Raw genomic sequence first — 20905 nt, forward strand, 5'->3', positions numbered from 1 at the left:
AAGCTTTGGAGCTCACTTTCACAGTGCCATCTGCCTGCTTGGCTTCGGTCCACAAGCGTGTGTAAAAAGGTACACCCAGCAGCAGTTTTTCGTTAGGGACCTCTTCCAGCACTCCTTGCAAGCCCCGCTCCACCCATGGTAGTGATGCGACAGAACCAGCTTTTGGACTCGCTGCCCAATGCTCATCATATGTCATCACCGCAACATAATCGACGACCTCAGCCAAAGCTTTCCGATCCAGGAACATGGACCATTGCTTAGCATTTGACTTGATCGTCACATCTATGGAAACGGTCAGTCCTTGCTGATGGAGATACGGCGTCAGCTCTCGAACAAACTGAACGAGTTCCTCTTTCTCTTCTAAATATACGTTCTCAAAATCGATGTTGATGCCATCGAGATCATAAAGATGAGCGTAGTACAGGAGTTGGGCAATTAATTGATCGCGCTTGTCATAGCTACCGAGAACGGACTTGGTCCAATCGGGATTAAAGCCGTTTGTAACTAGCCCCCAAACCTTGTAGCCCCTCTTGTGGGCCCATTTGACGTATGCAGAATCGGCCCTGTTCAACAGATTTCCTTCTGCATCCTTCATTTCAAACCAAGTAGGAGAAACTACATTTACCCCTGGTAATGCATCAATTTTTGAAACATCCGGATTTTTACTGACGACGTGCTCCCATACGAGGTTGATCTTACCCTCAGGCTTCCAAGCTGCGTGTTGTTGTCCGTTAGCAGTCGTGTGCTCCAGCTGGACTTTGCGCACATCCATCATTTCAATACTTCTCTCTGAAATATATCCCCCTACACCCGAGGTGGTTAAAACATGATACCAGTTTTCCTTCTTTCCAAGAACGTCGACAATCTCACCCGCAGACAGCTCTGCTACAATCGGGGTTCGGTGAGAAGCACCGGTACGAACTGCTTGTTTTTCCTCGGCAGCGATCACTTTTGCTCGCTGGATTTCGTAGCCCTCTTTTTCGACGACTAGGACACCCGTATCTGCTTTTCGCTCAAATGAATAAGGATACAGCTTTTCCAAAGGGTCCAGCGGGACATAGCGTGTACCTTCGACCTCTTTTACTGGAACGAGTAAATCCACAGGTTTTTTGTTCAGATAAGCGACAACTTCTCCGCTCTCCATCCGAAGCACCTTATCCTTCGTCGTGACGATAACGGAACGTGTAGGTTCATCCCAAAAAATCGCTGGATCAATGTTTTCTTTAATGAAATCAAAGGGCAACAATATTTGCTCTGATTCCAATATATACGTAGACTCTTTCTGCGATCCTTCGTATACAATCACATTTTTATCACCATCATACGGCTGCACATGCTCGGTTGAGGCACGGAGTACAAAAAACCAGTAAATGCTGCCAAAGATAGCCAACAAGAAAAAGCTTAACAAAAACAGCCTGCCAAAGGCCCTTCTTCTTCTTCGTCTTGGTCGCAGAGCTCTACCAGACTCCCTGCTCATAATCTCCACCTGCTTCCCGGTACATAAGCCTGTCTTCTGACTTGGGCTGTATGATTTGACTCATTATTTCGATCATAGCGTTGGTTCAATACATTCACAACCTTTTGTATTCTGGTAATTCACGGACAAGCTTCTACCAAAAAGAAGACGTATGAGAAGCCAAAAGGTTACAGATATCGACAGAAAGGGTTATGTCCTCCATAAGCAAACACCCCCTGCATCACCGGGATTATCCGATTCAAGCAGGAGGTGCTCATCCATCAAATACATTTTTAGTGGGGATTCTTTTGACAGGAATCACAAACGCCATAAACTTCCATACGATGTCCGGTTACTTTGAAGCCAATGTCCTTGGAAGCAGCTACTTCTGCATCCCGCAAATACGGAAAGTGGAAGTCACTGATTGCCCCACAGGTGGTACAGATCGCGTGATAATGATCTTCTTCCACATTGGCATCGAATCGGCTGGACGCATCCCCGTAAGTGAGCTCTGTAACCAATCCAGCATCTTTAAAGACTCGTAGATTGTTATAAATCGTTGCAACGCTCATATTCGGGAATTTGCCTTCAAGGGCTTTATATATTTCGTCAGCCGTCGGGTGAGTCATCGTTTCCAGCAAATAGGTCAAAATTGCATGGCGCTGTGGTGTCATACGAACCCCGGTATTCTTCAGGATTTCAACAGCTTTCTCCACACGTTGTACCATCTTGTTACACCCCACAGTCTTTCGCAAGACAAAAGAACAAGCTTCTCTAATGTCATTGATTAGAATTACTATAAATAAGTGTACGTCTAGTCGGCGAAAACTGTCAATATCCATTCATTCGATTTGAACAGAAAGAAGTGGAAAATCAAGTTTTTCACTTTGCTTTTGCAGGCTTTTTGGTTGCAGTTTTTTTGGCTTTTTTGGCTTCCGCCTGTGCAAACTTACACATGGATTGAAGTGTACAGCTACCGCACTGTGGATTGCGCGACGAACATACACGTCTGCCGTGCCAAATTAGCCAATGATGCGCATCCGTCCACTTCTCTTTTGGAATGCGCTTCATGAGCTGACGCTCCACTTCGTCCACATTGTCGCTATTCGCAAGGCCTAACCGATTGCCTACGCGGAATACATGTGTATCCACTGCGATCGCAGGAATCCCGAATGCATTGGACAAAACGACATTTGCAGTCTTTCTCCCTACCCCTGGCAATGCTTCGAGCTCGGCATGCGTTTGTGGAACTTCGCTATTGTATTTTTCGTACAAGATTCTACAGGTCTCTAGAATGTTTTTACTCTTATTCTTATACAACCCGAGCCCTTTTATATGCTCTTCCATTTCTTCCTGTGTCAAATGAAGGTAATGCTCCGGCTGGTTTAGGTGCTGGAACATGGGTGCGGTAATCTCATTCACCCGTTTATCTGTACATTGGGCCGAAAGAATGGTCGCAATAAGAAGTTCAAACGGGGTTGTATAATTCAATTCACAGTGCGCATCCGGATAAAGCTGCTGCAAATTATCCAAAATGTCGGCCACAGGTACTTTGCGTTGTGCCATAAATATATCCCCCTTTTCCCTACATTATACCGTCTTGGTCAACACATCGATCGATAGCACCGCAGACTGCAACTGTTGTACAATGAGTCTGGAAGTATTTGACGGGAGGAGGTTTCCATGAAAGTATTCCTGACTGGTGCCACAGGTTTTGTTGGACGGGGTATACTCGAGCGCTTGCCGGCAGAAGGATATGAGACGGTTTGCCTCACCAGAGCTGGTTCAACAGGTAAGCTTCCCTACAACGAAACCGCCAATGCGCATATAACGGAAGCAACTGGCGATCTATTTGATAAAGAATCATTGATGAGAGCGATGCAAAGCTGCGATGCTGTCATCCACCTCGTTGGAATTATTCGCGAACAACCGGGGAAAGGCATTAGCTTTTCTCGTATCCATGTAGAGGGGACAAAAAATGTACTGGAGGCTGCCAAGCGAGCGGGAATCAAGCGCTTTGTCCATATGAGTGCTCTTGGTGCACGCGAAAACGCCACGAGCGCCTACCATCGTACCAAATACGAAGCGGAGCAGCTTGTACAAGCAAGCGGTATTCCGTACGTCATTTTCCGTCCATCTGTTATTTTTGGTCCTGGGGATGAATTCGTGAACATGCTCGCCGATCTAGTCCGGTTACCTGTCACACCGGTCATTGGCGATGGTTCCTACCCTTTGCAGCCAGTCGCTCGCAAGACGGTGGCGGATGTATTCGTCCAAGCCTTGAGCAGACCCGAATCAACCAACCAAACCTACGAAACAGGTGGACCCGAACGGCTTTCCTACGGACAAATTCTCGATACGATTGGCGAGGCCATTGGAAAGCGAAAGGTCAATAAAATCCACATCCCTCTCGCTCTCATGAAGCCTGTGGTAAATATGTTGGAAAGATTTCCATTTTTCCCGATTACCAACACGCAGCTCACTATGCTGCTAGAAGGAAACGCATGTAAGGATGGAAAGCTTCTCTACGAGACTTTTCATACGGAGAAAATCGACTTTCTTCCGGGAATCACCTCTTACCTGCGTACCAAATAAGTGAAAGCCCCCTGTTTGATCCCAGGGGGCTTTTGCCTATTCGTGCAGTGTTTTTTCTACAGCACTTGTCTCTTTATTAACATGGCGAGCTACAACGAACAGAAAATCGGACAGTCGGTTGAGGTATTTGACCACGGACGGGTTTACCTGCTCCTGCTGTGCCACATGAACAGCTTTGCGCTCTGCACGTCGGACGACCGTACGGGAAACATGGAAAGCAGCCGCAGCTGGATGTCCGCCAGGCAAAATAAAATTGGTGAGCGGCGGCAACTTAGCATCTAGCATGTCAATTTGCTCTTCCAGAAAAGTAACGTCCTCTTCTGCAATCGGCCAACCGACCTTCTTGCCTTCTGGTGTCGCCAGCTCAGCTCCTACATGGAACAGCTTTGTCTGAATGACATGGAAGACATCCTGCAATTCCTTCCATTCTTCTGACGCAGGCAACATGGCCAGTGCCAATCCAATCTGCGAGTTGGCTTCATCGCACGTGCCGTATGCCTCTACACGGTCCGCAAACTTAGGCACGCGAACACCTGCGACCAGTGACGTCTCACCTTTATCCCCTGACTTTGTATAAATCTTCATTCCCTATCCCCTCCACAGGTTCCGTTTACAAGGCTTCTGCGACCAGAATCAATTCTGAGCTATTTGCATCAAAAGGTGTCTTTGCAAAAGAGCCGTATCGTTGTGTGACCTTCAAGCCGTTTAAACGAAGCAGGTGATGGAGTTCCGCAGGGAAAATGTAGCGGAGAGTAAATCGGCCTTTTACCCGTTCCGTCACAACTCCCTGTGCATCCGTACGCTCGTAAATACGTGTCACTTCGGACAGTTGCTGAAAATGGTCATAACGTGTGTAATCCCACATCGCAACCTCTTCCCCCGACGGAAGTGGATAGGTGCCACGCAAGGACATCTTTTCATTTTCCTCGTAAAAATGATGAATCTTGGGCACAAACACGTTCATGATGAACTTCCCACCTGGAGCCAGATGCTTGCGAATGCAGGTCAATGCCTTCATTTGCTCTTGAACATGCAACAGGTGCAAAAACGACCGAAACGGAATCATAATCAGCGAAAATGACTCCTGCAGATCAAAAGCACGCATATCCCCTTGCGATAGCTTCAAGCCAGATGTCACACCTTGTTCCTCTGCTTTTACCTGAGCCCTTGCCAGCATATCTTGGGATAAGTCAATTCCGGTAACGTCGATGCCAGCCTGCGCCATCGGAATACTGATTCTTCCGGTGCCGCAAGCGAGATCCAGCACTTTTCCCCCGGCCAGCTTGGCTTGTTCCAGATAGAACTCAACATCACCTGCAACTCCGCGTTGCGTGAGATCATAGTAGTCAGCCCATTGATACATATTGCTCATCGGGTCCTCCTATGCTTGCATTTCTTCTGATTGAAGGTAGGCCATCACGAGCTTTGCCGTGTTGTCGAGCGCTTCTTTATGTGTACGTTCATGGGAGTGGGATGCATCTACTCCCGGTCCGATCAAGCCATGGACAACGTCATATCCGGCTCTCAGTGCAGCACTTGCGTCAGAACCATAGTAGGGATAAATATCCACTTGGTAATTCAGATCATTCGCTTGTGCGAGCTTGGTCAGATGGCTGCGCAATCCGTAGTGGTAAGGTCCAGTGGAATCCTTCGCACAAATGGACACGCAATACTCATCTGTCGTCTGTCCGTCCCCAATCGCGCCCATGTCGACAGCCAGGTACTCCACTACATTGTCAGGGATGCTGGAGTTACCGCCGTAACCGATCTCTTCATTATTGCTGATAAAAAAGTACGTAGTGTAAGGCAGCTTCAAGCCGGATTCACTCAGTTCTTTCAGAACCCCCAGCAGCACAGCCACGCTTGCTTTATCGTCGATATGGCGGGACTTGATAAAGCCGCTATCCGTTACCGTCACGCGCGGATCGAAGGAGACAAAATCTCCGACGGAAATTCCAAGCGCAAGTACTTGTTCTTTGTTTGTGACCTTTTCATCCAGTCGGACTTCCATGTTCGCCTCATTGCGCTCAGCTTTGCCAGATTCTGAGCTGTATACGTGCACGGAAGCTTTGGTGGACAAAATGGTACCGGTTACAAGACGACCGCTGCTAGTCTCTACAACGCAGTGCTCCCCTTCAATCGCATTGAATGCAAAGCCGCCGATCAAGGTCAGCTTCAAGCGCCCGTTGCTCTTTATTTCTTTTACCATCGCGCCCAGCGTATCTACGTGAGCTGTCAAAAGTCTTGCTTTGTCGTTATTGGCCCCCGCTACTGTTGCAACGATTGCTCCTTTGTTTGTCCTTTTATAGGACACGCCAAGCTTCTCTAACTCTTGTGCAACCCAGGCCATTACTTTTTCTGTATTGCCAGATGGACTTGGGATGTTCGCCAATTGGCAAAAGCTTTGTACAACATATTCCGTGGATACACTCATCTGTATGTTCCTCCATTCGCGCTTTGCGAAATAAACGTTAGGATTGAAGTTCTTCCTTAATAAATTGAAGTACTTCCTGCACATGCCCTTTGACCTTTACTTTTGGCCATGCTTTTGCGATGTTGCCTTCTTTGTCGATGACGAACGTCGTGCGTTCTATGCCCATGTACTCTCGTCCGTACATTTTTTTCAACACCCACACACCATAAGCCTCGGCCACCTGGTGATCCGGATCTGCCAGAAGTGGAAACGGCAATTCGTGCTTTGCGATAAATTTGTCATGCGATTTCACAGAATCCGGACTGATTCCCAGAACAACTGTATTCAGCTCAGCAAAGCTCGAATGGAAGTCACGGAAGTCGCATGCTTCTGTGGTACATGTCGGTGTTTGGTCCTTCGGATAAAAATAAAGCACCACATTTTGTCCATGAAATTGGGAAAGTGAGAGGGTCTGATTGTTGCTCGCCTGCAAAGTAAATGCAGGTGCAGCTTGTCCTACTGCCGTCAAACTTTTCCCTCCTCTCGATAATATCCTGTTTTCGCTGGTCCCATTTTACCACAATCTAGTATTCACTTCATCCGCATACAAGTTGCGCTTTGATTCAGAAAAGGATAGAATAAAAAAAAATAAAATTTGGCCTAGTCAGTTGGATGGTGAATTCGCATGAAAGAGTTTTTTGAAGTAACAGATCCAGAAGCGCTAAAATCGCTTGCTATAGCGGAACGGGTTAAAATTTTGGAACTCTTTGAAGATTTGGAGCCCAGAACAGCCAAACAAATCGCTACAGAACTAGGCGAAAATGCTGCACGGCTACATTATCATGTGAAGGAGCTCGTGCGTGTTGGGCTGCTCGAGCAAGTGGATACCCGGGTAAAAGGCTCTATTGTGGAGAAATACTATGAGCCCGTTGCCAAGGTCATTCAGGTCAAGCTCCAATTGATGATTGAAGAAAACGCTCAACAATTAAGTGATGTCATGTTTACACCGTTTCGTACTACGGAAAAGGACCTCATGCGAACGCTCAATCGCTTCGTCGCAAGCGACCAAGATGTTCGGAAAGAATACCAAAATACGTTCGCTTTTAATTTGACCGAATTTTATTTGAGTCAAGATGAACGTAATCAATTTGTAGAAGACATCTCTGAGCTGTTGCAAAAGTACAAAGGGTTCAAACCGGAATCTGGCCGTCGAAAATTCAAGTTTTTCGACATCCTGTTCCCAATGACTCCAGCTGACCCAACAGATGATACAAATGCTCCTTTTGATGATTCGGATGAGTAAGTCACCAAGAGAACCATCAGATACGATGGTTTTCTTTCATTTTCTAATCAAAGGAGAACCCCAATGCGGACGATCTTGTTTGATTTCGACGGCACAGTTGCCGATACCCTCCCCTTAATATTCACCGCTTTTCGTTCTACCTTTCAGGAGTTTTTGCAGGAGCATTATACAGACGAGCAGATTGTAGCTCTCTTTGGCCCCACAGAAACAGGCATTTTACAAAACAAGCTTCCCTCATATGCGCATGACAACGCCTTCGCTCATTTTTATCGTGTATACACAGATGAACACTCCCGCGTACAAAACCCGGAAAATATCCGAAGCATGCTCGACGAACTACACGCAGCAGGTATCCAAATGGGCATCGTAACAGGAAAAGGACGCAAAAGTGCTGACATCTCCCTTCGAGAATGGGGATTAGATTCGTATTTTTCCGTCGTGATCACAGGGGATGAGGTCACACATCCAAAGCCACATCCAGAAAGTATTTTTACCGCTATGAAACAGCTAGGCGCAACTCCTGCGGAAACCATTTTCGTAGGTGACAGTGATGCTGACGTGTTGGCTGGCCGAGCCGCTGGTTTGCGAACAATCGGTGTGGATTGGCTTTTGGTTACACAAAAGGCGGGAAAATTCGATCCCGAGCCTGACTACCACTTTACAGATGTACAAGCCTTTACTGATTGGATACTTGGACGCTAGTTGAAAAAAGGGTGTGCCCTGCGCCGAAGCGTGGACACACCCTTTTTTTGATTAATACGCCCTTCCGAACCAGACGCTATGCTGTGACTCTTTGCCGCAGCAAATGCAGGCTTTCTTTTGTACAGGAGGCTCAAACGGGATGTTGCGCGAGGTGAACCTGGTTTCTTCCTTGATCTTCGATTCACAAGCATCATCCCCGCACCAGCCAGCTAACACCCAGCCGCTCGTCTTTTTTTCGCTCTCGTTTTTGGCAATATGAGCGGATAGCTGCTCCAGTGTATCGATCCCCAAATATGAGTTCTCATCACGGAAGGCTAGTGCTTTTTGGAACATATTTTGCTGAATCTCTTCCAACAGTTGAACAACGGTCTGCCCGATACCGTCAAGTGAAACCGTCACCTTCTCTCCTGTATCACGACGAGCCAAAATCACTTGACCATTTTCCACGTCACGCGGGCCGAGCTCCAAACGCAGCGGAACTCCGCGCATTTCCCACTCATTGAACTTCCAGCCTGGTGTTTCTTCGCGAAGATCAGCACGGACGCGCACTCCTGCGGCCTTGATCTGGTCAAAGAGTGGATCAAACGCCTCCATGACTTTCTCGCGCAGCTTCATCGGACCGACTGGTATCATAATTACCTGTGTCGGAGCCATGCGAGGTGGCAACACGAGACCTCGGTCATCGCCATGCACCATGATCATCGAACCAATCAGTCGCGTAGAGGTTCCCCATGATGTGGTGTGAACGTACTTGAACTGATTGTCACGATCCAAAAACTTGATTTCAAAGCCGCGCGCGAATTTATCGCCCAAATAGTGCGAGGTGCCCGCTTGCACTGCTTTGCCATCCTTCATCATCGCTTCAATGGAATACGTGTCGACAGCACCAGCAAAGCGTTCACTTGGTGTTTTTTGTCCCTTCCAAACCGGAATCGCCAGCTCCTGCTCGACGACCTCTCGGTAAATCTCTAGCATTTGCATCGTTTCCTGACGAGCTTCTTCCTCTGTCGCATGTGCTGTGTGGCCTTCCTGCCAAAGAAATTCCGATGTCCGCAAGAACGGCATCGTCCGCTTCTCCCAGCGAAACACGTTTGCCCACTGGTTGATTAATACAGGTAGGTCACGATAACTCTGAATCCATTGGCTATACATATGTCCGATGATCGTCTCGGAAGTTGGACGTAGCGCGAGCTTTTCCTCTAGTGGCTCGCCACCAGCCTCTGTTACCCAAGGCAGTTCTGGATTGAAGCCCTCGATATGCTCTTTCTCTTTTTGAAAGAAGGACTCGGGGATTAGCATCGGGAAATAGGCATTGCGATGCCCTGTCTCTTTGAAGCGCTTATTCATCGCCTCTTGAATTCGCTCCCATAGCTCAAAGCCATCCGGCTTGAACACGATGCAGCCGCGTACCGGTGTGTAATCCATCAAATCCGCCTTTTTAATGGCATCGATGTACCAACGCGAAAAATCCTCCGATTGCGGTGTAATTTCTTTTACAAACGCTTTGTCCTCTTTCATCCGTCTACGCTCCTTTTTGTTCTTACGTAAAATGCAAAAAATCCCCCATCCCAAAAGGGACGGAGGATTAACTTCCGCGGTACCACCCTGATTGACCACAGCATACGCCATAGTCCTCTCGATAACCCGATAACGGTGGGCATCCGGCTCAGCTCTTCACCAGCGGCTTCAGGATGGGTTGCAGTTAACCTTTACGTATCAGCCTTCCAGACTAGGGCCGACTCTCTGTCACGTGGGTATAGCTGCGGGTCCTTTCATAGCCTTTTGTGACTATCTATTAACTAAACATATTAGCGAGTCACATCGTGGTTGTCAATTGCTGGTACGCGGAGCGATTCTGGAGCCGAGCTTCACATAGATCGGATACGCAACCACTGAAATCATAACACCTTTGAAGAGATTAAATGGTACGATTCCGTACAGAACCAATGACCAGATACTTGTCGCATTGAACATGGTCAAGAGCTGTTCAATCGGCATTTGATAAAGCACAGCGTATGCAGGCAACAGCACATATGCATTTGCCACAGCCATGACAATCGTCATCAAAATCGTTCCCAGAGCAAGACCAGTCAGGAAGCCTTTTTTGCCTTGGCCGAGACGCTGCATGTAAACAGCCGCAAAAATAAAGCTTGATCCTGCCACAATGTTTGCGAGCTCACCGATCAACAGACCGTCTGTATTTTTGAAGAGCATGTGCAATGTATTTTTTAGTACCTCGATAATAACGCCAGCTACAGGTCCGTACATGAGTCCCCCGATCAATGCCGGGAGTGTACTGAAGTCGAGCTTCAAAAAGCTTGGCATCAGCGGAACGGGAACCTCGAGATACTGCAGAATAAATGCAACGGCCGCCAGCATGGGAATCGTCACCAGCTTTTGGGTTGCACGTGTGCGCGAAGAATGCAGCGCTGTTTCTTTCATGTTTACCATCTCCTCATTTTTCTACTCCTTCTTGAGGAATGGCAACAGTCGTTGTACTCACACGTCTTGTTACACAAACAAAAATAAACCCTGTGGCTATAAGTTCCACAGGGCATTTGCAAGCGTATGACAAAACCGTGCGCAAATAAAAGGTACAAGAAACAAGAGGGCTGGCCTCTACGTTCTCATCCCGTTTGCACAGGCAAACAAGCACGTGTGATAAACGTACTGTCGTCATCCTTCTCCCATCCAGACTGTACTGTCGGCTCTGGAATCACACCAGATCCTGCACTCCGTCGCTATTTGCAGCTCGGGAGGCTCGCGGGCTTAACATGCATAAAGCATGATCACCGCCGGTCGGGAATTTCACCCTGCCCCGAAGGAATGTGTAGTTGTATACAGCATATTATACTGCTGTTTTTTGATTTGACAATAGAGGAATCTGCCAGCTCGATAATTTTTGCTTATTTTTCCGATTTGTTTAGTATGAATAATGAGTAAAAAAAGACACTTGCTAACTAGAGAGCACTTCATGCTATCATTCGCTTGTACAATAGAATCGGCTCCTCAAGGGTGGTCGCGGCTCATCCCCATTTGAAAGGGGGTGAGGCCTGTGGTAACGAATGAAACACTCGGACTGCTTTTCCAGTTTGGGTTGTTCCTGGTCGCTTTAATCGGCTTGGTTGTTACCTTGACCAAAAAGAAATAGACCGCCCTTGAGTTCGCACCTCAGCGGTCTATTTCACACCCAGATTTGAGCCGCACCCCTATGGGGGAAGCTCCTATTGTACCGACCGCTCCAGTTGCCGCCGGAACGGTCTTTTTTACTTTATGCTTGTGGATCTCGTTACATCCAATATTACCACAGCGAGGTCGAATTATAAATAATCAAGAACCTGCTCCCCGATACTTCGTAACTCCCCAGTTCCAGACTAACAGCCCGATCCCGAAAAAGATGACAGCAACTACCGGTGTCATTGCCGCATACGTGTACCAGACTTCCTTACGCAAAAAGTAAGCCGCCGGATAAACACCCACGAAGGCAAACGGCAGCACGTAAGTGAGCACAAAGCGAATAGCCTTGTTGTACACGTCTACCGGATAGCGCCCGTATTGCTGGATGTTGTAGATCATCGGGGCAATCCCTGTCCGCGAGTCAGAAAAGAAGCTAACCGCAGCAATCGCGGTATACACGCCACCGTAAATCAGTGCCCCGCTGATTGAGAGCCCGATAAAGATGAACACGTCGTACCAGTAAAACGACAAATCAAGTTGAATGGCTGCATACCCCATGATGATGATCCCGGTTATCACTCCAAAAATGCGGTCTGGCGCAATTGACTCGAGGCACACCTGTGCCAGATTGTGAATCGGTCTCGTTAAGATGCGATCCATCTCGCCCCGGATGATATAGCGCTCATTAAAGTCCCAAAAACCGAAGAACATCGAGAACAATGCGTATGGAACCAAAAAGAAACCATAGATAAAGATAATCTCGTCACGCGTCCAATCCCCCATAAGCGGAACATGCGTGAACACGACAATAATAAAGATGAGATTGATTAGCTCAGAAACCAGATTAGACACAAAGTCCCCGAGAAAATCCGTTCGATAGGCAAGCCTCGTCTTAAAGTACTGGCTCAGGTAGTCGGCAAAAATACTGAAAATATGTCTCATGTTTTGCATGCTCTACCCTCCTTGCACAACCAGCTTGTTGCGGGCAAGACGCCACATCACCAAGATGGGAACCAGTATGACAAACATCCAGATGAACTGAAAACCGATCAATTCCCAGGAACGTTCCGTTGTAATCGCACCTGTGAAGATCAGGCTCGGGTAGTAGTTAACGGCCTGAAATGGAAGGTAACCCATTACCGTTTGCGCCCAGCCCGGGAAAAAGCTGATCGGCAGCACGAGACCAGACAACAGATCCACCACGACCCGCTTGGCTCGCATCATGCCATCGTTTCGGAACAGGAAGAAAGTCAGTAAGCCTGTCACCAGATTGATTTGTGTATTAATCAAAAACGCACACATCAAGCTGATCAAATACAGCCCCCATCCAGTCGCTGTCGCCGGGAAGCTGAACGGAATGATCAGACTGATAAGGAAAATACCTGGACCCGCGAAAAAGAGAAACCGAAAGATCCCTTCCCCGAACGCCTGCGCCGTTTTCACGGACAAGTAATTATAAGGGCGTATCATTTCGATCGCGACCTTGCCTTCTCGGACGTCCTGGGCTATTTCTGTATCGATGTTGTTAAAATAAAACGCCCGCGACATCCAAGCAATCGCAACGTAGGAAGTCATCTGTTCCACCGTCAGCCCGCCGAGCTGCTGCTGCCCTCCGTAGATCGCTCCCCACAAAAAGTAGTACGCACCGATGTTAATCGCGTAGATAATGATCCCGCTGTAATAGTTCACACGATAGGCAAGCATCGTCAAGAACCTCATGCGGATGAGTTCCATATAAAGCTTACGCATGGTTAGCTACCTCTTGGTCTGAGGAATAAATGTTGCGAACGATATCCTCTGTGCTCGTCTCCTCAATTTTCACATCGCTGACTTCAAACGATGACATGACTGTCGACAAAACAAAGGGCAGCATTTCCTGACTTCGCGCTACTTTTACACTGAGGGTAAAATCATTGATTTGCTTGATCTCACAAGGCATCTCTCCCAATGCCTGACGAAGTGCGGCTGTTGAAGTGCGCTTTTTCATTTGGAAGGACACCTCTGTGCCATTGCCCCATTTTTCCTTGAGGTCATTCAACAATCCATCGAAGATCAGCTTCCCTTTGTCCATGACAAGCACGCGTTTACAGAGTGCTTCGATGTCTGACACATCGTGAGTCGTCAACAAGATCGTCATATTTTCCGTCTCGTTCAGATTGCGGAGAAACTCACGGATTTTTTGCTTAACGAGTACATCGAGTCCAACTGTCGGCTCATCGAGAAACAGCAGGCGTGGCTTATGAATCAACGAAGCAGCCACTTCACAGCGCATCCGTTGACCAAGACTCAGCTTGCGCACTGGCTGACTGACGAACGGAGAAATCTCCAGCTCCTCAATCAAACGCTCCAGCCACTTTTCTCCTTCTGCCTCATCTACTTTATAAACACTCTTCAACAGACGGAAGGACTCTATCGGAGAAAGGTCCCACCAAAGCTGAGAGCGCTGCCCGAAAACAACTCCGATGGAACGAACGTACTCTTCCCGCTGCTTGAAAGGCACATAGCCGTTAATGACGATTTCTCCGTCGCTCGGGGTCAAGATACCGGTCAGCATCTTGATCGTGGTCGATTTTCCGGCACCATTTTCCCCAATCAGCGCGAACATTTCCCCTTCCTGTACTGTAAAGGAAAGGTCATCCACCGCATTTACCGTCTTGTACTCCCGACTGAACAAATCACGAAAAGCACCACCAAGGCCCGGTCTGGACTGATGGATGCGGAAATCCTTTTGTAAATGATTTACTTGAATCATGGAAAACCGTCCTTTTTTCTTCGCTTAAATACCATTTGTAGTGTATATGAGCCAATCGAATTGTGCAAAAGGCAAACTGCACCAAACTGTTAATGAAGATAAAGGATCATGCCCGTTTTGTCGTCAGACTTTTTGAAGCGGATATACTGGATGCATTCGGGATCGTTGTTTTCCAGAGAGATGAGCTCGTCTGTGTAACGTTGCAGCCCTTTATGTACGATCGGCAGCACCGTCTCTTCCCACTTCGGCTGTGCTCCACCTAAAGCTCTCGGCATGAAAAGACCATCCGTTGCCAACACTAATGCCTTCACGCCAACTCGATTCATGCGTCCATACTCGATAAAGTCCCGACAGGCAACATCGCCATTCAACACGCCGTAGCCTCCTGGTCCATTCGCCTGATAGCGGTTATGGATCAGGATGTCCATACATCGTTCGTACAGCTCTGTTCGAGTACACAATCCTTCTTTGATTCCTTCTCCCCACTTCGCCATGACTGCCTGTTCCAAATGGCTGACTTGCGTATGCGTCAAGGGGCGTACCGTGTCATCATCATAAACGGCAAAAATCATGCAATCTCCCAATTGAGCGTACTCGATATGGGCATCTCCTACACGAACGACTGCACAGGCCGCTCCCCACAATGCTTCCTTTTTCTCAAGATCAATGCCGCTTTGCCGCATCTGCCCTTGAAGGGCTTCGTTTATCGTCTCCAAATACTCGTGCAAAGCTGCATCCTCCGGCATTGCTTCCAGCTGCTTTTTTACAAGCTCAGCCGCGATAGCTCCGCCTGTCTGTCCTGCTGCGTTCTCATACGGAATCAGCGAAGTAATACCGTCGATGACCGAATACACATGCTTGACCTGCTGAATCACATAGGCGTCCTCATTGCTTTTGCCGCTTCCTTTCATGGAGATGCTCTCAAGTTTCATGATGACCCCGCCTTTACCCAAGGAGTGATTTGCTTGAAAATTGTATCATTTTTCCTTTTCTTCATCTATAGCTCTCGTTCATATCCAGTTGTTGAACTGCTGTGGTAAGATAATGAAGGACTTTTTCCAAAAGAAAAGAGGGAATATGCATGAAACGTGAACGATCCGCGCAACTGCACGAGCAAGCACTCGACGTTATTCTAGGCGGGGTAAACAGCCCTTCCCGCTCTTTCAAGGCTGTAGGTGGGGGAGCACCCGTAACGATGGAACGTGCCCAGGGCGCGTATTTCTGGGACGTGGACGGCAATCGATATATTGACTATTTAGCAGCATATGGCCCCATCATTACTGGCCATGCACATCCACATGTAACCAAAGCGATTTGCGAAGCTGCTGCCAACGGAACCCTGTACGGTACACCTACTCCATGGGAAATTACCTTCGCAAACATGATCCGCGAAGCAATCCCATCGATGGAGCGCATTCGATTCAACAACTCTGGTACAGAAGCAGTCATGACATGCATTCGTGTAGCACGTGCCTATACCGGACGCGTCAAAGTCATCAAATTCGCAGGCTGCTACCACGGCCACTCCGATTTGGTGCTCGTTGCTGCTGGCTCTGGACCATCTACCTTGGGGATTCCGGACAGTGCAGGTATTCCACAAAGCATTGCCAGCGAAGTCATTACTGTACCTTTTAATAATATCGAAGCATTCGCAGATGCTATGAGCAAATGGGGAAGCGAAACGTCTTGCGTCCTCGTTGAACCGATTGTCGGCAACTTCGGTATCGTGGCACCTGAGCCTGGCTTCTTGGAAGAGGTTAACCGCATCACGCACGAAGCTGGTGCACTTGTTGTCTACGATGAAGTGATCACGGCCTTCCGCTTCTGCTATGGCGGAGCACAAAACCTCCTCGGAGTCGAGCCAGATCTGACTGCATTGGGCAAAATTATCGGTGGCGGTCTGCCAATCGGCGCTTATGGCGGTCGTCGGGAAATCATGGAGCAAGTCGCCCCACTCGGACCTGCGTATCAAGCAGGAACAATGGCTGGTAATCCTGCTTCCATCCGTGCGGGAATTGCGTGCCTGGAAGTATTGAAGCAGCCAGGCGTGTACGATGAATTCGAACGACTGGGCGCCATGCTTGCAAACGGCATCATCGAAGCGGCAACCAAACACGGCGTAACCATCCAGCTCAATCGTGTAAAAGGAGCTTTGGCTGTTTACTTTACGGACGAGCCTGTTCATGATTATGATGCAGCTCAGAAAGCGAACGGAGAAATATTTGCCCGCTTCTTCCAGCTGATGCTGAATGAAGGTGTATGCCTGGCACCATCCAAATATGAAGCTTGGTTCGTGACGACAGCTCATACAGAAGAAGACATTCAATACACCATCGCTGCTGTAGACCGCGCCTTTTCTCAGCTGTAAACCATTCCCACGTCCTTTCGCAACCGTCCGAGGAAATAATAAGCCTGTTCGCGATTATGTTTTCGAGGAGGATATCTCGGTGTCCAAAGGTGAAAAATCATATCCGCAGGCTCCAGAAAAGACGTTGGATTCCAAAATGAGCAGTAAAATGCTCGAGGTGACCGGCTTTCAAAACCCGCGAAAAACCGAGCATCACAAAACCCAAAATCACGACAGATAACCATCAAAATAGACACATTCCCAATCGTAATGACGAGGAGTGTGTCTGTTTTTTTCGCCTGCGGCAACATTGTCATTAATGGACACAGATTGTACAATAAAATAATGAAACTGTCATAGGACTTATTCGTATACATGAATATGGGCTAGAATGAAGTAGTATAGATTACAGCGAGGAGTGAGTGTGGAATGTTTTTCCATCCTATGGATTTCCTGATTCTGATTGCATTCGGACTGTCGCTCTGGGCACAGTTCCGTGTGAAAGGAACTTTTAACAAATTCGCCGAAGTTCCTACCTCCTCCGGTCTAACCGGTGCAGAGGCCGCCCGCCGCATGCTTGATGCCAACGGCTTGACGAACGTCCCTGTTCAGCATATTCCAGGTACATTGACTGACCACTACGACCCGACTGACCGTGTCGTACGCCTGTCTGATCCTGTATACCTTGGCAACTCGATTGCCTCTCTGTCCGTTGCTTGTCACGAGGTCGGCCATGCAATTCAGCATAAGGTCTCGTACCCGATGCTGGTAGCTCGCCATCGCATTTTCCCGGTAGTCAACCTGGTGTCCGGTGTGGCGCCATTGCTGCTGTTGGCTGGTTTCTTCTTTAAAATGGCTGGCCTCTTGCTCATCGGGATTATCTTCTTCTCCGGAGCAGTTGCCTTCCAGCTCGTCACACTGCCTGTGGAGTTTAACGCAAGTAGCCGTGCGAAAGACCTGATGCTCCAAATGGGCTTCATCCGCAATGAAGAAGAACGTGGGGCAAGCAAAGTACTGGGCGCAGCCGCTCTGACGTACGTAGCTGCCGCTCTGATCTCTGTTCTGGAATTGGCGAAATACATCATGATTTTCCGTAGCTCTGACGACTAATCCGTTTAACGAAACAGCAAAGGTACAGCTCTCTCATAGGGGAGGCTGTACCTTTTTTCATGAGGCTACGTTACAATAAGACGGGGGGTTTTGCACATGCGAATTGGAATCATTGGATTAGGCAGTATGGGACAAATGCTGGTGAAATCACTCTGTAAAAGCGGTGTGATCCAGCCCGAGTATATCACCGTCTTCAATCGAACAAGAGAAAAGGCTGAAAATGTGCAAGCATCACATGGCATTCTCATAGCCGAAAGTGCGCAAGAGGTATGCGACCAGGCAAAGCTAGTCTTTCTCTGCACAAAGCCACTCGATATCCTGCCTGTACTGCGTGAGTTGTCTATCCCTGAAAGTGTACATATCGTTTCTGTGGCAGCAGGTGTTAGCATCGATGATTTAGAAACCGTCCATGCTGGCGCCGTAAGCAAGGTAATTCCTACCGTCACTTCGCAAGAGCTGCATGGTGTATCTCTATTTACATGCAGCAGTCGAACAAGTGCAGAGGATCGCAATGAGCTCCTCACTCTCCTGTCTTCCATTAGTCAATCACAGGAAGTATCTGAGGTCGAGATCGAAACAGCGACGATCCTCACCAGCAGCGCCCCAGGACTGATCGCAGGAATTCTTGATTCGTTCGCGCAGGCAGCCGTTCGCAAAACACCAGAGCTTGACTTGGATACTGCCAGAAGCATGCTGGTGGAAACGATGCTGGGAACCGCTCTTTTGCTCAAAAACGAACAGCTTAGCTTCGACCAGCTGATCGAACGTGTTGCTACCAAAGGTGGCATTACCGAGGAAGGCTTGCGTGTTCTTGACAAGACGCTTCCTTCTGGATTTGACGAGTTGTTTGCAATGACAGAATCCAAGCACGCTGCTTTGAAGATACTTGTCCAAAAACAAATAAAAGCATAAATCGCGGATAGGAGAACTAGACGATGATCATCGGTTGGATTGGTTTGGGAAACATGGGCATACCAATGGCTAGCAATCTGCTGGCAGCAGGCTACGACGTACGTGTCTGGAACCGTACACCGGGAAAAGCTGCGCCATTGGTGGCATTGGGTGCGAAACAGATTGCGACTTTGTCCAAGCTGGTAGCACAAAGCGATGTACTGTTCACTATGGTAAGCGACGATGAGGCCGTAAAAGCAATCTATACAGGATCAGATGGTCTCTTGAGCCTTCCAGTGCAAGGAAAGCTGGCGGTGGACATGAGCACCGTTTCACCAGATACTTCCCGGTTTCTTGCCGAGCGGACCAAACATGCTGGGCTCCGCTTTCTCGATGCACCTGTCTCTGGCAGTGTAGGGCCTGCAAAAGAAGGGAAGCTCGTCATCATGGTAGGCGGAGAACAGGCTGATTTTGAGGTAGCCAAGCCTATGCTGGACAAGCTGGGCAAAGCCGCGTTTTATTTGGGACCAAACGGAGCGGGTACATCTGCGAAGCTGGCGATCAACCTGCTGCTCGGCATTACAGTACAAGGTGTGTCTGAAACATTACTATTCGCACGATCCCTCGGCATTGGTACAGAGCAGATGCTGGACATCATTTCCGAGAGCGCCGTAGGAACACCACTCATTCGCGGAAAAGCGGCTTCCATCCTCGCTGACGACTATCCGGCTGCCTTTGCCCTAAAGCATATGGCCAAGGACCTTCGCCTTGCGAATGAAGCAGGCGTCTCTACCCCATTGGCTGAATCCGTAAATGCGACCTATCGGCATGCACTGGAATCAGGACTGGGCGAGCTGGATTTGATGGCGATCCTGCGTCATCTCGAGGGAAAATAGTTTTCGTGGTTAGACTGACCCTACATAAAATGAAACAGCGGCTACCTAAGACCGGTAAATAAAGTCTTAGACTGACCGCTGTTTTTTGCATTCCACGCAGAGCATACGCCTACGTTTGACATATATTGCTTACAAAAGGAGGAGTATGATATGCATCCAGATTTTCAATATGTACAATACAGTCATCCACTCCCAATATACGCTGGTAGGACCTTTCGCTATGACTATGATGATGGCAATGTATTTATCATTCATTTCTTTGACGCTACTCATCGGCATGATGAAGGGATTGCTGGACCGCATAAAGGATTCAATGGTTACTATACATTCAACTACGTGGAGATAGATCCTTGCGTTTACTTTATGTATTGGCTAGAAGAAGTCTACACGGTCAGCCAAGTTGCTGATTTTAATAGAATGCTGGTCTATACCCATTATACCTATGATGAACAAGGTGTCCGAAAAAGTCTGTTCCATTCCGGCACCATAACCGAACTTTACTAGCTCCACCTCATAATCCGTGAAAGATGACGAAGCGAAAGACCGGAATTGCTTCCGGTCTTTTGTTGTCCAATCCGCTATTGTTTGGCCTTCAGCCATGCATTAAAAATCTTCGCTTCCTCTACTGCCCGTTGATCTGACATTATATCACTGGGTTTGTTGCCTTCCCCGATGATATAGCCCGCAAATGGCATGCCTACAAAAGAAAACACATACTGAAACTGCTGAATCAGCGGCAGCCCCTTCAATCTGGGCTGGTCTCCGCCAGTCGTAATGACATACGCTTGCTTTTGTCCGAGCGATTCTTTGAAGGAATAACGCTTGTCACGCAAGCTCTGCGACCAGCGATCCACATAGTTTTTCATATGCCCCGACATGCCATACCAATAGATCGGCGTAGAGAAAATCAGAAAATCATGGGTGAGCACCGCTTCTGTCACTTCATCGTAATCATCCGCGACTGCATTGAAGCCTCCCTCGTCATGCCTTTGGTCGTGAATCGGTTGGATCGTCTTCTCTCGCAACCGGATGCTGGTATGAGGCACTCCCTCCAATGCCAGATTGGTTAACTGTTCTGTGTTTCCTGCATCTCTGGAGCTTCCATGCAAAACGAGAATCTTCATATACTCACCATCCTTACATCTTTGTTTGCTCCTTTTATTGTATGGTGAAAGAAGGACTTTCTCAAACCTTTAAGCACCTAACCGAATCTTTAAACTGTCAGACCACCACCTCTAATCAAAAAGGCTGCCTTACCAGTAG

General features: G+C 48.1%; 24 protein-coding genes and 1 riboswitch (1 of these 25 running past the window's edge). Of the genes, 10 read left to right on the plus strand and 14 right to left on the minus strand.

The features are described from left to right. The 3 genes from E8L90_RS17660 to nth all read right to left on the minus strand — a co-directional run. Positions 1-1477 carry the 5' portion of a glycosyl hydrolase family 18 protein gene (locus E8L90_RS17660; RefSeq protein ID WP_137030570.1) on the minus strand. Its footprint begins 257 nt before the window's first position, so 1477 of the gene's 1734 nt are visible here — the first part of the coding sequence; the start codon lies at positions 1475-1477; the stop codon falls past the left edge of the window. Positions 1478-1749: 272 nt separating this feature from the next. Then, positions 1750-2184 (minus strand): peroxide-responsive transcriptional repressor PerR, encoded by a 435-nt coding sequence (perR, locus tag E8L90_RS17665; protein ID WP_012684796.1) that lies wholly within the window; start codon positions 2182-2184, stop codon positions 1750-1752. A gap of 154 nt (positions 2185-2338) precedes the next feature. After that, positions 2339-3022: an endonuclease III gene (gene nth / locus E8L90_RS17670; protein ID WP_137030571.1), complete on the minus strand. Its 684-nt coding sequence runs from the start codon at positions 3020-3022 to the stop codon at positions 2339-2341. Between the two features lie 117 nt (positions 3023-3139). On the opposite strand from nth, the gene E8L90_RS17675 reads away from it, so the two are divergent. Then, positions 3140-4051, plus strand: a complete 912-nt coding sequence (locus E8L90_RS17675) for a complex I NDUFA9 subunit family protein (protein WP_137030572.1) — start codon at positions 3140-3142, stop codon at positions 4049-4051. 36 nt (positions 4052-4087) lie between these two features. Here E8L90_RS17675 and E8L90_RS17680 read toward each other — a convergent pair whose 3' ends face one another. Genes E8L90_RS17680 through bcp form a run of 4 tightly spaced genes read right to left on the minus strand, consistent with a single transcriptional unit; the run spans position 4088 to position 6993 of the window. Next, positions 4088-4636, minus strand: coding sequence for a cob(I)yrinic acid a,c-diamide adenosyltransferase (locus E8L90_RS17680; RefSeq protein WP_137030573.1), 549 nt, complete (start codon positions 4634-4636; stop codon positions 4088-4090). Positions 4637-4661: 25 nt separating this feature from the next. Beyond that, on the minus strand, positions 4662-5423 hold the full coding sequence (locus tag E8L90_RS17685; RefSeq protein ID WP_137030574.1) for a class I SAM-dependent methyltransferase: 762 nt from the start codon (positions 5421-5423) through the stop codon (positions 4662-4664). A 9-nt stretch (positions 5424-5432) separates the two neighbouring features. After that, positions 5433-6485, minus strand: a complete 1053-nt coding sequence (locus E8L90_RS17690) for a M42 family metallopeptidase (RefSeq protein WP_137030575.1) — start codon at positions 6483-6485, stop codon at positions 5433-5435. 37 nt (positions 6486-6522) lie between these two features. Continuing rightward, complete coding sequence (bcp, locus tag E8L90_RS17695; protein ID WP_137030576.1) at positions 6523-6993, minus strand: thioredoxin-dependent thiol peroxidase; 471 nt, start codon at positions 6991-6993, stop codon at positions 6523-6525. 156 nt (positions 6994-7149) lie between these two features. On the opposite strand from bcp, the gene E8L90_RS17700 reads away from it, so the two are divergent. Together E8L90_RS17700 and E8L90_RS17705 are read left to right on the plus strand one after the other, a co-directional pair. Next, entirely contained in the window at positions 7150-7767 is a 618-nt protein-coding gene (locus tag E8L90_RS17700) for a winged helix-turn-helix domain-containing protein (RefSeq protein WP_137030577.1), read from the plus strand. A gap of 63 nt (positions 7768-7830) precedes the next feature. Further along, complete coding sequence (locus E8L90_RS17705; protein WP_137030578.1) at positions 7831-8469, plus strand: HAD family hydrolase; 639 nt, start codon at positions 7831-7833, stop codon at positions 8467-8469. A 51-nt stretch (positions 8470-8520) separates the two neighbouring features. Here E8L90_RS17705 and proS read toward each other — a convergent pair whose 3' ends face one another. Together proS and E8L90_RS17715 are read right to left on the minus strand one after the other, a co-directional pair. Further along, the gene (gene proS, locus E8L90_RS17710; RefSeq protein WP_137030579.1) at positions 8521-9987 is read right to left on the minus strand and encodes a proline--tRNA ligase; all 1467 of its coding nucleotides are present in this window, start codon (positions 9985-9987) and stop codon (positions 8521-8523) included. Between the two features lie 312 nt (positions 9988-10299). Next, positions 10300-10911, minus strand: a complete 612-nt coding sequence (locus E8L90_RS17715; RefSeq protein WP_137030580.1) for an ECF transporter S component — start codon at positions 10909-10911, stop codon at positions 10300-10302. 233 nt (positions 10912-11144) lie between these two features. Continuing rightward, positions 11145-11299: riboswitch (FMN riboswitch) on the minus strand. A gap of 225 nt (positions 11300-11524) precedes the next feature. Between E8L90_RS17715 and E8L90_RS30870 the strand changes: the two genes are divergently transcribed. Beyond that, positions 11525-11620, plus strand: a complete 96-nt coding sequence (locus tag E8L90_RS30870; RefSeq protein ID WP_012684786.1) for a putative holin-like toxin — start codon at positions 11525-11527, stop codon at positions 11618-11620. Positions 11621-11799: 179 nt separating this feature from the next. Here the strand turns inward: E8L90_RS30870 and E8L90_RS17720 are convergent, their stop codons facing one another. The 4 genes from E8L90_RS17720 to E8L90_RS17735 all read right to left on the minus strand — a co-directional run bounded on the left by E8L90_RS17720 (position 11800) and on the right by E8L90_RS17735 (position 15330). Then, positions 11800-12597 (minus strand): ABC transporter permease, encoded by a 798-nt coding sequence (locus E8L90_RS17720; protein WP_137030581.1) that lies wholly within the window; start codon positions 12595-12597, stop codon positions 11800-11802. A gap of 3 nt (positions 12598-12600) precedes the next feature. After that, entirely contained in the window at positions 12601-13395 is a 795-nt protein-coding gene (locus E8L90_RS17725; RefSeq protein ID WP_137030582.1) for an ABC transporter permease, read from the minus strand. Further along, positions 13388-14398, minus strand: a complete 1011-nt coding sequence (locus E8L90_RS17730) for an ABC transporter ATP-binding protein (protein ID WP_137030583.1) — start codon at positions 14396-14398, stop codon at positions 13388-13390. Before E8L90_RS17730 ends, E8L90_RS17725 begins: the two co-directional genes overlap by 8 nt. 89 nt (positions 14399-14487) lie before the next feature. Beyond that, the gene (locus tag E8L90_RS17735) at positions 14488-15330 is read right to left on the minus strand and encodes a protein phosphatase 2C domain-containing protein (RefSeq protein ID WP_167497608.1); all 843 of its coding nucleotides are present in this window, start codon (positions 15328-15330) and stop codon (positions 14488-14490) included. A 149-nt stretch (positions 15331-15479) separates the two neighbouring features. Here E8L90_RS17735 and E8L90_RS17740 point away from each other — a divergent pair, with 149 nt between their 5' ends. The 6 genes from E8L90_RS17740 (at position 15480) to E8L90_RS17760 (ending at position 20146) form a co-directional block, all read left to right on the plus strand. After that, complete coding sequence (locus E8L90_RS17740; RefSeq protein WP_137030585.1) at positions 15480-16766, plus strand: glutamate-1-semialdehyde 2,1-aminomutase; 1287 nt, start codon at positions 15480-15482, stop codon at positions 16764-16766. Between the two features lie 79 nt (positions 16767-16845). Next, positions 16846-16986: a hypothetical protein gene (locus tag E8L90_RS30325; RefSeq protein WP_007729817.1), complete on the plus strand. Its 141-nt coding sequence runs from the start codon at positions 16846-16848 to the stop codon at positions 16984-16986. 188 nt (positions 16987-17174) lie between these two features. Next, a complete protein-coding gene (locus E8L90_RS17745) occupies positions 17175-17855 on the plus strand; it encodes a zinc metallopeptidase (protein ID WP_137030586.1) in 681 nt (226 codons plus the stop codon). A gap of 96 nt (positions 17856-17951) precedes the next feature. Then, a complete protein-coding gene (locus tag E8L90_RS17750; protein ID WP_137030587.1) occupies positions 17952-18767 on the plus strand; it encodes a pyrroline-5-carboxylate reductase family protein in 816 nt (271 codons plus the stop codon). A gap of 23 nt (positions 18768-18790) precedes the next feature. Beyond that, positions 18791-19642 (plus strand): NAD(P)-dependent oxidoreductase, encoded by an 852-nt coding sequence (locus tag E8L90_RS17755; protein ID WP_137030588.1) that lies wholly within the window; start codon positions 18791-18793, stop codon positions 19640-19642. A gap of 150 nt (positions 19643-19792) precedes the next feature. Beyond that, positions 19793-20146, plus strand: coding sequence for a MoaF-related domain-containing protein (locus E8L90_RS17760; RefSeq protein WP_137030589.1), 354 nt, complete (start codon positions 19793-19795; stop codon positions 20144-20146). Positions 20147-20220: 74 nt separating this feature from the next. Here E8L90_RS17760 and E8L90_RS17765 read toward each other — a convergent pair whose 3' ends face one another. Continuing rightward, positions 20221-20766, minus strand: coding sequence for a flavodoxin family protein (locus E8L90_RS17765; RefSeq protein WP_137030590.1), 546 nt, complete (start codon positions 20764-20766; stop codon positions 20221-20223). Positions 20767-20905: the final 139 nt, after the last annotated feature.

This window comes from Brevibacillus antibioticus (assembly GCF_005217615.1).
GTDB classification, from domain to species: Bacteria; Bacillota; Bacilli; order Brevibacillales; family Brevibacillaceae; genus Brevibacillus; species Brevibacillus antibioticus.